10 protein-coding genes are annotated in these 12,187 nt (G+C 74.8%); 3 read left to right on the top strand and 7 right to left on the bottom strand.

Annotated features, from left to right (window positions below):
• Positions 1–90: 90 nt before the first annotated feature.
• Positions 91–801 carry a hypothetical protein gene (locus ACZ6S8_RS29495; RefSeq protein ID WP_469460452.1) on the bottom strand — a complete coding sequence of 237 codons (711 nt, stop codon included), beginning with the start codon at positions 799–801 and terminating at the stop codon, positions 91–93.
• A 170-nt stretch (positions 802–971) separates the two neighbouring features.
• On the opposite strand from ACZ6S8_RS29495, the gene ACZ6S8_RS29490 reads away from it, so the two are divergent.
• Positions 972–1,568, top strand: coding sequence for a hypothetical protein (locus tag ACZ6S8_RS29490; RefSeq protein ID WP_469460451.1), 597 nt, complete (start codon positions 972–974; stop codon positions 1,566–1,568).
• Between the two features lie 51 nt (positions 1,569–1,619).
• Here the strand turns inward: ACZ6S8_RS29490 and ACZ6S8_RS29485 are convergent, their stop codons facing one another.
• From ACZ6S8_RS29485 to ACZ6S8_RS29475, 3 genes are all read right to left on the bottom strand, one after another.
• Positions 1,620–2,396 (bottom strand): enoyl-CoA hydratase/isomerase family protein, encoded by a 777-nt coding sequence (locus ACZ6S8_RS29485; RefSeq protein WP_469460450.1) that lies wholly within the window; start codon positions 2,394–2,396, stop codon positions 1,620–1,622.
• The gene (locus tag ACZ6S8_RS29480) at positions 2,393–2,818 is read right to left on the bottom strand and encodes a Zn-ribbon domain-containing OB-fold protein (RefSeq protein WP_469460500.1); all 426 of its coding nucleotides are present in this window, start codon (positions 2,816–2,818) and stop codon (positions 2,393–2,395) included. The genes ACZ6S8_RS29485 and ACZ6S8_RS29480 overlap by 4 nt, the downstream gene beginning before the upstream one ends.
• A 146-nt stretch (positions 2,819–2,964) precedes the next feature.
• Complete coding sequence (locus ACZ6S8_RS29475) at positions 2,965–4,116, bottom strand: lipid-transfer protein (RefSeq protein ID WP_469460449.1); 1,152 nt, start codon at positions 4,114–4,116, stop codon at positions 2,965–2,967.
• A 90-nt stretch (positions 4,117–4,206) separates the two neighbouring features.
• Here ACZ6S8_RS29475 and ACZ6S8_RS29470 point away from each other — a divergent pair, with 90 nt between their 5' ends.
• The gene (locus tag ACZ6S8_RS29470; RefSeq protein ID WP_469460448.1) at positions 4,207–6,012 is read left to right on the top strand and encodes a FadD3 family acyl-CoA ligase; all 1,806 of its coding nucleotides are present in this window, start codon (positions 4,207–4,209) and stop codon (positions 6,010–6,012) included.
• Here the strand turns inward: ACZ6S8_RS29470 and ACZ6S8_RS29465 are convergent.
• The 3 genes from ACZ6S8_RS29465 to afsR form a co-directional block, all read right to left on the bottom strand.
• On the bottom strand, positions 6,009–6,740 hold the full coding sequence (locus tag ACZ6S8_RS29465) for a class I SAM-dependent methyltransferase (protein ID WP_469460447.1): 732 nt from the start codon (positions 6,738–6,740) through the stop codon (positions 6,009–6,011). The genes ACZ6S8_RS29470 and ACZ6S8_RS29465 overlap by 4 nt on opposite strands.
• Before the next feature lie 260 nt (positions 6,741–7,000).
• Complete coding sequence (locus ACZ6S8_RS29460; protein WP_469460446.1) at positions 7,001–7,171, bottom strand: hypothetical protein; 171 nt, start codon at positions 7,169–7,171, stop codon at positions 7,001–7,003.
• 215 nt (positions 7,172–7,386) lie between these two features.
• Positions 7,387–10,725: an SARP-family global regulator AfsR gene (afsR, locus tag ACZ6S8_RS29455; RefSeq protein WP_469460445.1), complete on the bottom strand. Its 3,339-nt coding sequence runs from the start codon at positions 10,723–10,725 to the stop codon at positions 7,387–7,389.
• Positions 10,726–10,857: 132 nt separating this feature from the next.
• Between afsR and ACZ6S8_RS29450 the strand changes: the two genes are divergently transcribed.
• Entirely contained in the window at positions 10,858–12,084 is a 1,227-nt protein-coding gene (locus ACZ6S8_RS29450; protein ID WP_469460444.1) for an amidohydrolase family protein, read from the top strand.
• Positions 12,085–12,187: the final 103 nt, after the last annotated feature.

Below are 12,187 nucleotides of genomic sequence, written 5' to 3'. Positions count from 1 at the left end.
CCGCACCCCGGTGCCGGCCGGCCCCGCCCCCTCCGAGGGGGCGGGGCCGCCGTCGTTCCCGGGCCGGTGCGCGGCGTGCGAACCGGACGTCTACGGCTGGTTCGTCGGAGGCCTCGGGCCCCAGCCGGTCGGGCCGGTCGGGCCTGTGGGGCCTGTGGGGTCCGAGGGGGGCGCGGAGTCCGGGGGGTAGGTGCCGGACGGGTCCCGGTGGTCCGGGGGGTAGGCCCGCGGGTCGTGGTGGGACGGCCGGTCCTCGTGGGACGGCCGGTCCTCGTGGGACGGGGGGTACGGGGTCGGCGGGGTCTGGTGAGCGGGCGGGTACGGGGTCTCGTACGGTGCCCCGTCCCGGTCGGCGGGCCCGTCCGCGCGGTGACGGCGGCGGGACGGGCGGCCGCTCATCACGGCCGCGCCCAGCAGCAGCAGCGCGCCTCCGCCGAAGGCGTTGGCGAGGCCGTCCCCCAGGCCCTGCCCGTCACCGCCGACCGAGAGGCCGTCCTGGGCCTGACCCTGGCGGACCATCCACAGCACGGCGAACCCGAGGACGACGACCCCCGCCAGCCCCATGAGCAGCCGCGACCGGAGCACGACCGCGACCAGCGCGAGCAGGGCGGCGAAGAGGAAGGGCAGCAGGATCGACCCGAAGAGGGAGGCGCCGTCGTCGGTGATGCCGGCGCCGGAGAACAGCTCCTCGATGCGGTAGTCGCGCCCCTGGCGGCTGTCGTACCAGGCGCGGAACGGGCTCCACACGGCGGCGGCCGCGCCGATCAGCCCCAACAGCGAACCGAGTGCGTTGCGGATCATGCCAGGCCCTTCCGGAGAGCGGCCCCGTCCCGACGCTACGCCCGGGCACCCGCCGCCGCACGCGGGCGGAGGCGGGCACCGGAGGTTGCGGAGATGCCGTGCTCACCGGGCTGATCCGGTCCGGTGGCTGGTACCGTGACCCGCCGTTGTCCAGGGGGAGAGGTGGGGCCATGGTGGCCGTACGTCATTTGCGGTTCACGGCCGTGCTCGTCGCCGTCGTCTTCGCGCTGACCGGCTTTTCGTCGACCGGCGGGAGCGGCAGCAGCGGGAAGAGCAAGAGCAAGAGCAGCGGTGGCGGCTGCTCCAGTTCCAAGAGCAGCAAGAAGAAGACGCACAGCGGAAGCGGCGGCAGCGGCAGCTCGGCGAGCGCCACGCCGTCCGCGAGCCCGAGCGGCGACCCGGCCACGGCCGTGGTGGTCGCCTGCGCCGGTGCGACCCCGCCGGTGACCACCGTCAGGGTGACCTCCCGGCTGGACCGCAGGGCCACCTTCGAGGTGGAGCTGTACCGGGAGACCGCCTCCGGCTCCGTCCTGGAGGCGAGCACCGCCCGGGTGACCCTGGAGGCGCGCGCGGCCGGCACGGTCGAGGTCGCCCTCAAGGAGCCGGCGCGCGCCGCCGAGGTCAAGACCTGCCGGACCGGCACGGTCTCCGTGGTGTCCTCCTCGGCGTCCGCCACCAGCAGCCCCGCGCCGACCTCGTCCTCGGGCACCTCCACGAGCGGGTCCACGTGGAAGCCCAAGCCGAAGGCCACCAAGCGGCGCTCCTGAACCAGGACGGCCCCGGACGGCGCCGGCGGCCCGGCCGGGCCCTCCCGGCGGTCAGCGCAGCCGGTAATCGCCTCCCGGCCGCCGGGAGGCGAACAGCTCCGCCTGCCGCTCGGGCGCCAGGTTCCCGAGCGTGATCAGCGCCGGGGCCTGGTCCAGGGCCTGCCGGAGCGCCGCCCGCTTCGCGGACCACAGCGCGCGCACGGTGCCCTGCACGGCCTCCGTCGGGAAGCCGGCCAGGGTCCGCGCCGACCGGAGCGCCGCCGGGAGCAGCTCCCCGGGCGCCGTCAGCTCCGAGACCAGGCCGATCTCGTACGCCCGCCGGGCGGAGAGCCGTTCGGCGGTGCCCATCAGGGACATCCGGGCGGCCTCCCCGAACGGCATCCGCTGCGCCATGTAGACGGCCTCGTACGCGCTGACCATGCCGTAGGCGGTGTGCGGGTCGAAGAACGTCGCGCTCTCGGAGGAGACGATGAACTCCGACTCGCCCAGCAGGTAGAAGGCCCCGCCGCACGCCATGCCGTTGACGGCGGCGATCACCGGTTTCCACAGGTCGGCCGCCTTGGGGCCGATCGCCACCAGCGGATCGTCCACCGAGTACGGCGACCCCGGCTGCGGCACGTCCACGCCCCGGTCGATCCCGGTGCAGAACGCCGCCGTCCCCGCGCCCGTCAGCACGACCGCCCGGACCGCGTCGTCGAAACGGAACTCCTGCCACACCGCCATCAGTTCGTCGGCCGTCTCCAGATCGATGGCGTTGTGCCGGCGTTCCCGGTCCAGGGTGACGACCGCGACCCCGGTGGACGCGTCGCGCTCCACCCGCAGCGTCACGGCTTCTCCAGGACCCAGCGCGGCACGGCCATCCCGCCCGTCTCGGTGAACACCACCTGGACGCGCGCCCCGATGCGCAGCCGCGCCGGGTCCACCGAGTCCAGCGCAGCGTCGGCGGAGGTGACGAGGTTGCCGGCCAGCCGGATGTGCGGGGCGTCGGCGAGTTCCACGAGGATCACGTTGTACGGGGCCTGCGCGGCGTACGCGGGCAGCAGCGGCGGGTGCGGGCGCACCCAGGACCAGATGCGGCCGCGGCCGCTCATGGGCCGCCACTCGCTCGCGAACGACCGGCAGTGCGGGCAGCAGGGGCGGGGCGGGAAGCGGGGCCTGCCGCAGTCGGCGCAGGCCTGGACGCGGAGCTCGCCCCGGGCGGCGTACTCCCAGAAGGGCGCGCCGTCCTCGTCGGGCACGGGGAGCAGCAGCGCGTCGGCGGGCGGGGCGGGCGGGGAGCCCGGCCCCGTCACGGGCGCGGGCGCGCTCACGGGCGCGGGTGCGGAGGCGGCGGGCGCGGAGGCGGGCGCGGGCGCGGTCGCGGGGGTGGTCCGGGGCGCGGTCATGGGGCGGCTCCTCAGGCTCTCAGCAGGATCGCGGACGTCGGGACACCCTCGCCCGCCGTCACCAGACAGGTCGCGGCGTCCGGCACCTGGGCGGTGGAGGTGCCGCGCAGCTGCTTGACGCCCTCGTTGATCAGGTTGAAGCCGTGGACGTAGGCCTCGCTCAGCCCGCCGCCCCCGGTGTTGATCGGGAGCCGGCCGCCCATCTCCAGCGCACCGCCCTCGGTGAAGGCGGCGCCCTCGCCGCGCCCGCAGAAGCCGTAGCCCTCCAGGGAGAGCGGGATGAGCGGGGTGAAGGCGTCGTAGATCTGGGCCACGTCCACGTCCTGCGGGCCGAAGTCGGCCTGCTTCCACAGGTGCCGGGCGGCCGTCCAGGCGGGCCCGCTCAGCGGGTCGTCGTTCCAGTAGTTGACCATCCCGTGGTGCTGGGCGGGCAGGCCCTGGGCGGCGGAGTGGACGTAGACGGGCTTCTGGCGGCAGTCCCGTGCGCGTTCGGCGGAGACGATCACGCAGGCCAGTGCGCCGTCGGTCTCCAGGCAGTTGTCGAACAGGCAGAGCGGGTCGCTGATCATGCGGGAGGTCATGTACATCTCGCGGGTCAGCGGGCGTTCGTACATCATCGCGGCCGGGTTCTCGTTGGCCCGGTTGCGGCAGGCCATCGCCACGTTGAAGAGGTGGTCGCGGGTGGCGCCGTACTCGTGCATGTAGCGGCGGGCCAGCATGCCGATCTCGTCGGCGGGGCGCAGCAGGCCGAAGGGCCGGGTCCACTGCCCGGGGGTGGGCAGCTGGACGGCGGTGTTCTTCCAGGGGCGCGGTCCGGAGCCGCGCTTGCGCGAGCGCCAGGCGACGCCGACGGAGGCCTGTCCGGTGGCGACGGCGGCCGCGAGGTGGCCGACGGTGGCGCAGGAACCGCCGCCGCCGTAGCCGATCTTGGAGAAGAAGGTGACGTCGCCGGCGCCGATGGCCTTGGCCACCTCGACCTCGTCGGTCTCCTCCATGGTGTACGAGGAGAACGCGTCGACCTCGGCGGGGTCTATGCCCGCGTCGGCCAGTGCCGCCAGAATGGCCCGGCAGGCCAGTTCCTTTTCGGACTGCGGCAGTTGTTTCGCAAAGGCGGTCTGGCCGATGCCGACTATCGCCGTAGCGTCCTTGAGCGTTGCCGCCATCGCCACCTCCGGGTGCACCAGTACTGACAGCCGCGAAGGCTACAGCTAATCTGACGGATAGTCAGCTAGTGGTGTCGGGGAGGGCGGACGATGGACGAGGGCGCGAACGAAGAGCTGCACGGCGGGCGGGGCGGCGGCCCGGGCGACTGCACCGACGGCCGCGGCGGCTACGCGGGGCCTCCGGGCCGGTCCGCCGCCCACCCGGGCGAGGACGCGGTGCACCCGGACGGGGACGCGGTGCGCCCGGACGGGCACGCCGCCGTCCCCGGCGGGGATCCGCGGGGCGACCTGCGCTGGGGCAGCATCGCGCGGCTGGTCAGGGAATCCGCCGCCCGGTACGCCGACCGCGAGGCCGTCGTCGACGGCCGCGTACGGATCAGCTACGCCCAGCTCGGCGAACGCGTCGAGCGCGCCGCGGCCGCCTGCGCCGCCGCCGGGGTCGAGCCCGGCGACCGGGTCGCCGTCTGGGCGCCCAACACCCTCGAATGGATCGTGTCCGCCCTCGGCGCCGTCTCGGCGGGCGCCGTGCTCGTCCCCCTGAACACCCGGTTCAAGGGCGCCGAGGCCGCGTACGTCCTGCGGAGCAGCCGCGCCCGGCTGCTCTTCGTCACCGGCACCTTCCTCGGCACCTCGTACGTCGCCTCCCTGCGCCGCGCCGCCGCGGACGGCCCCGGCACCGGGCCGCTGCCCGGGCTGCCGCACCTGGAACAGGTCGTCGTCCTCGCCGACGACGCCCCCGACTCCTTCCGCACCTGGAAGGACTTCCTCGCGGGCGGGGACGCCGTGGCCGCGGAGGCCGTCCGCGCGCGCGCCGAGGCGATCCCCTCCGACGCCGCCTCCGACATCATCTTCACGTCCGGCACCACCGGCAGCCCCAAGGGCGCCGTCATCACCCACGCCCAGTCCCTGCGCTGCTACGCCGTCTGGAGCGAGCTCGCCGGACTGCGCGAGGGCGACCGCTACCTGATCGTGAACCCCTTCTTCCACACGTTCGGCTACAAAGCCGGGATCATCGCCTGCCTGATGCGCGGGGCCACGATGGTCCCGCAGCCCGTCTTCAACGTGGACACCGTCCTCGCCAACGTCGCCGCCGAGCGGATCTCCGTGCTCCCCGGGCCGCCCACGCTCCACCAGTCGCTCCTCGACCACCCCCAGCGCGACCACCACGACCTGTCCGCCCTGCGCCTCGTCGTCACCGGAGCGGCCGTGGTCCCGCTCCAGCTCGTCGAACGGCTCCGCAGCGAGCTGCACATCGCCACCGTCCTCACCGCCTACGGGCTCTCCGAGGCCAGCGGCATCGTCACCATGTGCCGCCGCGCCGATCCGGCCCGCGTCATCGCCGAGACCTCCGGCCGGCCCATCCCCGGAACCGAGCTGCGCATCGCCGGCCCCGACGGCACCCCGCAGCCCGCCGGCACGGCCGGCGAGGTGTGGGTACGCGGACACCACGTCATGCGGGGCTACTTCGAGGACGCCGCCGAGACCGCGGCCGCCGTCACCTCCGACGGCTGGCTGCGCACCGGTGACGTCGGGGTCCTGGACCGCGCCGGGAACCTGCGCATCACCGACCGGATCAAGGACATGTTCATCGTCGGCGGCTTCAACGCCTACCCCGCCGAGATCGAGCAGCTCCTCGGCCTCCACCCGGACGTCGCGGACGTCGCGGTGATCGGCGTGCCCGACCCGCGCCTCGGCGAGGTCGGCAAGGCGTACGCCGTCCGCCGCCCCGGTTCCACCCTGACCTCCGACGACCTGATCGCCTGGTCCCGGCGCGAGATGGCCAACTACAAGGTCCCGCGCGCCGTGGAGTTCGTCACCGAACTGCCCCGCAACGCGAGCGGAAAGGTCCTCAAACGCGAACTGCGCACCCGCCGGGCGCCGGGAGTGACGGCCTAGGAAACCGGGGTGCGGGCCAGGACCAGGCGCCAGCGCGGGGCGCCGGAGGGGAGGCGGCCGAAGGGTTCCAGCGCGGCCGTCTCCACGGTGAAGCCCGCCGCTTCCAGATCGGCGCGGACCGGTCCCAGGGGAAACGTCCGGTAGTACATGACGAACGGCGGCCGCCAGAACGCGTTGCGCACCCGCATCGCCGCGTCGAAGCCCGCCACCGCCCACCACGCGGGGTGGCGGGGCGGGATCGGCGCGCCGATCGGGAAGGCGAACAGCCCGCCCGGGCGGAGCGCGGCCCGCACCCCGGCGAACAGGGCCGGCCGCTCGGCCGGCAGGAAGTGCCCGAAGGCCCCGAAGCTCACCGCCAGGTCGTACGCGTTCCCGAGCCCGGGCGGCAGCGCCAGCGCGTCGGCCCGTACGAAGTCCACCCGGTCGTCCGGGTGGGCCCGCCGGGCCTGCGCCAGCATGCCCGCGCTGAGGTCGACCCCGGTCACGCGCTCCCGGCACAGCCGGCGCAGCATGCCGATCGCGGCGCCGGTCCCGCAGCACAGGTCCAGCCCGGCGCCGAAGGAACCCTCCCGCGCGGCGAGGGCCTCCTCGACGGCGTCGAGCATCCGGTCGGGCGTGCGGAAGGGGGTGTGGTCGAACTTCGGCGCGAGCAGGTCGTAGCCGCGCTCGACGGAGGAGAGGGCCTGCACGGCCAGTTCGCGGACGCTCGGCCCCTGGGAGGTGAACACGCCCCCAGCGTAGTGACCGGCCCGCCCGGCGGGTCCGTGGCCGGGCGCGGCAGGGCGCGGCGCCGGCCGGGTTCAGGCCGCCGTCATGCGTCAGCCGTCATGCGTCAGGCGTCAGGCGTCAGCCGTCAGGCGCCCGATTCCGGGTCCGGGTCCGGACATGGGTGTGCGGCGGTCGCGATGGCTCCCCCTCCGGGCCACCGCGACCGCCGTCCCCCCGTTGTCCCCCGTAAGTCTTCGTGCTGCGTCCGTGTCCGCCCGGGTTACGGGCGGGGGCCGGACGCGTGGTTGTCCAGCGTCTGGATCTGCTCCTCCGCGGGCTGGTTACCGTCGAGCGGTACCTCCGCGGGCTTTTCCGCGGGCTTCTCCAGCGGCTTGATCTCGACGCCCGAGGCGTGGTTGTCGAGCGGCACGATGTTCTCGTTCGTCGTCATCGGATCTCCTGGTGGGTGGGTAGGGCCCGTTCGGCGATTCCCCCGCGGACCGCCGAACGGGTAGTCCTCCGACCGACCCTCCAGTCCCCCCGGTGCGGCGGGTCGATGCACTTATCGTGCCGGGCGGCGATAAACGAACGATGAACGTCCCGTTCATCGCCCGGCGGCCCAGGTCAGGGCCGCCTCCGGGCGTACGGGGCCGCCACCGGACCGTGTCAGGCGGCGATCTCGGGGTCCAGCAGCGCCCGTACCTCGGACAGCTCGGCGGAGTCCAGCTGCGCGAAGACCGCCTCGGCGTCGCGCCAGCAGGCCCGCGCCCGGTCCGACTGGCCCAGCCGCAGCAGCGCCTTGCCCAGCACCGTCAGCACGGTGGCCCGGCGCCACTCGCCGCCGATCCCGCGCAGCGCGATGGCCTGCTCGGCGTGCGAGGCGGCCAGCGTCGGACGGCGCGCCGCCAGATGGGCCTCGGCGAGCCGGAAGTGCGTCACGCCCTCCCACAGGGGCTGGCGGTTGTCGTGGAACAGCGACAGCGCCTCCGTGAGCTGCGCCAGGGCCTCGCCGAGCCGCCCCGCCTGGGTCAGCGCGATGCCCAGCGCGTACCGGCCGTTGGCCAGGCGCAGGGTCAGGCCCATCCGGTCGTAGACGGCGATGCCCTGCCGGGCGAGGTCGATGGCGCTCGTCAGGCGGCCCAGCTCCACGTGGATGCGGGAGAGGTTGCACAGGGCGCTCGCCTCGCCGATGTGGTTGCCGTCGGCGCGGAAGTTCTCTATGGCCTCCAGCAGGTAGCGCTCGCCGTCCGCGTGCCGGCCCTGGTAGAGGGCGATGATCCCGCGGTCGTTGGGCGCCCAGCAGCTGGGCAGCGGGTCGCCGGCCTCGCGGGCGAGCGCGGTGGCCCGCCGGGCCTCCTCGTCGGCTTCGGTGAACCGGCCCGCGACGAGGTGGGTGTTGGTGAGGGTGGTGCGGGCCCGGCCCTCGGCGCGGGGATCGCCTGCGCCGTGCGCGGCGTCGCGCAGGGCGGTCGCGGCCGACTCGTACTGCTTGGAGTTCGCGCCGGACTCGGCGAGGTCCTTGGCCGCCCACAACAGGTCCACGGCCCGGCGCAGGACCCGCGTCCCGTCGCGGTCCTGGCGTACGGCGCCCTGCCGGACGCAGGCCAGCAGCGGGTCGGCCTCGGCGAACAGCCAGTCCAGCGCGGCGCGCGGATCGCCGAAGACCAGCCCGGGGTGGCGGGTGGCGGACAGGTGCGCGGGCAGCCGGTCGCCGGGACGCTCCAGGGCGTACACCCCGGAGGCGGTGGCCAGGTAGAAGTCCAGCAGCCGGTCGAGGGCGGCCTCGCGCCCGCCCGGGGGCTGCTCGTCGCGCTCGGCGCACGCACGCGCGTAGAGGCGTACGAGGTCGTGGAAGCGGTAGCGGCCGGGCGCGGCGGATTCGAGCAGGGAGCAGTCGACCAGGGCCTCCAGGAGGTCCTCGGTGTCCTGCTCGGGCAGGTCGAGGACGGCGGCGGAGGCGGCGAGGGAGATGTCGGGGCCGTCGGCGAGGCCCAGGAGGCGGAAGGCGCGCTGCTGGGCGGGCTCCAGCTGGCCGTAGCCCAGCTCGAACGTGGCCTTGACGGCGAGGTCGCCGGCCTGGAGCTCGTCGAGGCGGCGGCGCTCGTCGGCGAGCTTCGCGGCGAGGACGGACACGGTCCAGGTGCGGCGGGCGGCGAGGCGGGAGGCCGCGATGCGGATGGCGAGCGGCAGGAAGCCGCAGGCGCCGACCACGTCGAGGGCGGCCTGGCGTTCGGCGCCGACGCGTTCGGCGCCGACGATCCGGGTGAAGAGTTGCAGGGCCTCCTCCGGGCTCATCACGTCGAGGTCGACGAGGTGGGCTCCGGCGAGGCCCGCCATGCGGACGCGGCTGGTGACGAGCGCGGCGCAGCCCGCGGTGCCGGGCAGCAGCGGGCGGACCTGGGCGGCGTCGCGGGCGTTGTCGAGGAGGACCAGGACGCGGCGGCCGTCGAGGGTGGAGCGGTAGAGCGCGGCCCGCTCGGCGGGGGAGTCGGGGATGGCGGTGTCGGGGGTGCCGAGCGCGCGCAGGAAGGAGCCGAGGACGGCGACGGGTTCGGCGGGGCGCGGCTCGGTGCCCTGCAGGTCGACGTAGAGCTGGCCGTCGGGGAAGTGCGGGCGGGCGGCGTGGGCCACGTGCACGGCGAGGGTGGTCTTGCCGACGCCGCCGATCCCGGCGAGCGCGGAGACGGCCATGACCTGGCCCGCCCCGGCGCTGCCGGCCAGGATGCTGCCGAGCTCGTCGACGAAGCTGCTGCGGCCGGTGAAGTCGGCGACGGTGGCGGGCAATTGGGCGGGCCTTACCTGGACGGAGGCCGCTGCGGGCGCCGGGTCCTCGGCGCGGGCGAGGTCGGCGTCGGCGTTGAGGATGCGCTGCTGGAGCGCGGAGAGTTCGGCGCAGGGGTCGACCCCGAGCTCGTCGGCGAGGAGCCGGCGGGTGTCGGCGTACACGGCGAGGGCCTCGGCCTGGCGGCCGCTGCGGTAGAGGGCGAGCATCAGGAGTTCGCGCAGCCGCTCGCGCAGCGGGTGCGCGGCGGTCAGCGCGGTGAGCTCGGAGACCGCCTCGGCGTGCTGGCCGACCTCCAGGTCGAGGTCGAGCCGGGTCTCCACGAGCTGGAGCCGCCATTCCGCGAGCCGGGTCCGCTCGGTCTCCGCGTGCGGCCCGGGGACCGCGGCGAGGGGCTCGCCGTCCCACAGGTCCAGGGCGCGGGCCAGCAGCGTACGGGCGAGGCCGCGGTCGCCGGCCGTGCGGGCCGTCTCGGCTTCGGCGGCCAGGGCTCGGGCCACGCCGAGGTCGAGGGTGGCGGTGGAACGCAGGCGGATGGCGTAGCCGCCGGACTCGGTGACGAGCAGCCCCGGGTCGAGGACCTTGCGGAGGCGGGAGGCGTACGTACGGATGGTGGCGAGGGCCTGCTGGGGCGGGTCCTCGCCCCAGATGGCGTCGATCAGCTCGGGCGCGGTGGCGGTACGGCCGTCGCGGAGCAGGAGCGCGGCGAGCAGGGCGCGCTGCTGGGGGGTGCCGGAGGGCAGCGCCTCGGCGCCGCGCCAGGCCCGGACGGGGCCGAGGACGGCGAACCGGGAGCCGGGTACGGGCCCGTGGGGCGCCTCGGGGCCGCCGGCCCGCGGGGCGTCGGCGGGCGCGGCGTGCGGTCCCGAGGCGGCGGCGACGGCGGGCCGGGGTGCGGTGGCGCCGGGCGTTGCCGCTCCGGGGCCGGAGGGGCTGGTGGGTCCGGCGGGGCTGTTGGGTCCGGTGGGGCGGTGCCCGGCTGCTCCGGGCGCGGGGTCCCCCGGTGCGGCGGGCACGGCGGGGACCGCTCCGGCCGTCGCGGGGCCGGATCCGGGGAGGAGGGCTCTGCCGGCGGCGGGCCGGGCGGCTTGGGAACGGGCGGCGGCATGGGTGGCGGCGGCCGTGGTCCTGGCGCCGGTGGCCGCGGTGCCGGTGCCCGCGGAGCTGGTCCGGGCTGCCTCGGGGTGGTTCCGCGGCTGCGGGATGGCCGGTACGCCGTCCATCTGTCGTCCCCCCTGCCTTCCGTGGTTGTAAGGGTCAGTCTGCCCTGTGTCGCGCGTACACGTCAGCCCGTCAGGTGCCGATCCGCGCCCAACTAGCTGACGGTTCGTCAGATCGGCGCTACCGTAGGGGTCATGGAGACCTTCCCGAAGATCATCTCGGTGGACGACCACACGGTTGAGCCCCCCCACGTCTGGCGGGACCGGCTCCCGTCCAAGTACAAGGACACCGGTCCCCGGGTCGTCCGCGCCCCCCTGAAGGAAATGACCTTCCTCGGCGGGAAGTTCGCCCCCGTCATGGGAGCCAGGGGCGACGACGGCCCGATCGGTGACTGGTGGGTGTACGAGGACCTGCACCGCCCGCTCACCCGGCTGGACACGGCCGTCGGGTACGACCGCGACGAGATCAAACTGGAAGTCATCACCTACGAGCAGATGCGCCCGGGGTCCTTCTCGGTTCCCGAACGGCTCGCGGACATGGACGTCAACCACGTCCAGTCGGCGCTCTGCTTCCCCACCTTCCCCCGCTTCTGCGGCCAGACCTTCACCGAGGCCAAGGACCGGGAGCTGGGACTCCTCGGCGTACGGGCCTACAACGACTGGATGGTGGAGGAGTGGTGCGGCCCCGACGCCCGCGGCCGGCTCATCCCCCTCACCCTGGTCCCGCTCTGGGACGCCCGCCTCGCCGCCGCGGAGGTCCGCCGCAACGCCGCCCGGGGCGTGCGCGCCGTCGCCTTCTCCGAGATACCCCCGCACCTGGGCCTGCCGTCCATCCACACGGACGACTGGGACCCCTTCCTGGAGGCGTGCAACGAGACCGGCACGGTCATCGCCATGCACATCGGCTCCTCCTCCCGCATGCCGTCCACCTCGGCGGACGCCCCGCCGGCGGTCGGCTCCACCATCACCTTCGCCAACTGCTGCTTCTCGATGGTCGACTGGCTGATGAGCGGCAAGTTCGAGCGCTTCCCGAACCTGAAGATCATGTACGCGGAGGGCCAGATCGGCTGGATCCCGTACATCCTGGAGCGCGCGAACGTGGTCTGGGAGGAGAACCGCGGCTGGGGCGGGGTCGCCGACAAGGTCCTGCGGCCGCCGTCGGAGCTCTTCGCCGAGCACGTCTTCGGCTGCTTCTTCGACGACGCCTTCGGCCTGAAGAACCTGGACGCGATCGGCGTCGGCAACGTCCTGTACGAGACGGACTACCCGCACTCGGACTCGACGTGGCCCAAGTCCCGCGAGGTCGGCGAGGCCCAGATGGGCCACCTCGCCCCGGACGTGGTCGACCGCATCGTCCGCGGCAACGCGATCGACCTCCTGGGCCTCACCCCGGCCGGCCTGTGGCCGGGCCCGGGGGCGTGAAACACCCCTGACCCGGCGCAGCGGCCGCCGCTGCCCGCGAGCGGCTCGCAGCAGGAGACCTGCTCCTGCTGCGGCCGTCCGCTCGCCGACGAGGTCGTGATGA

The sequence above is a fragment of the Streptomyces sp. NPDC048461 genome (assembly GCF_055587105.1).
This window is presented reverse-complemented; position numbering and strand designations above follow the sequence as displayed.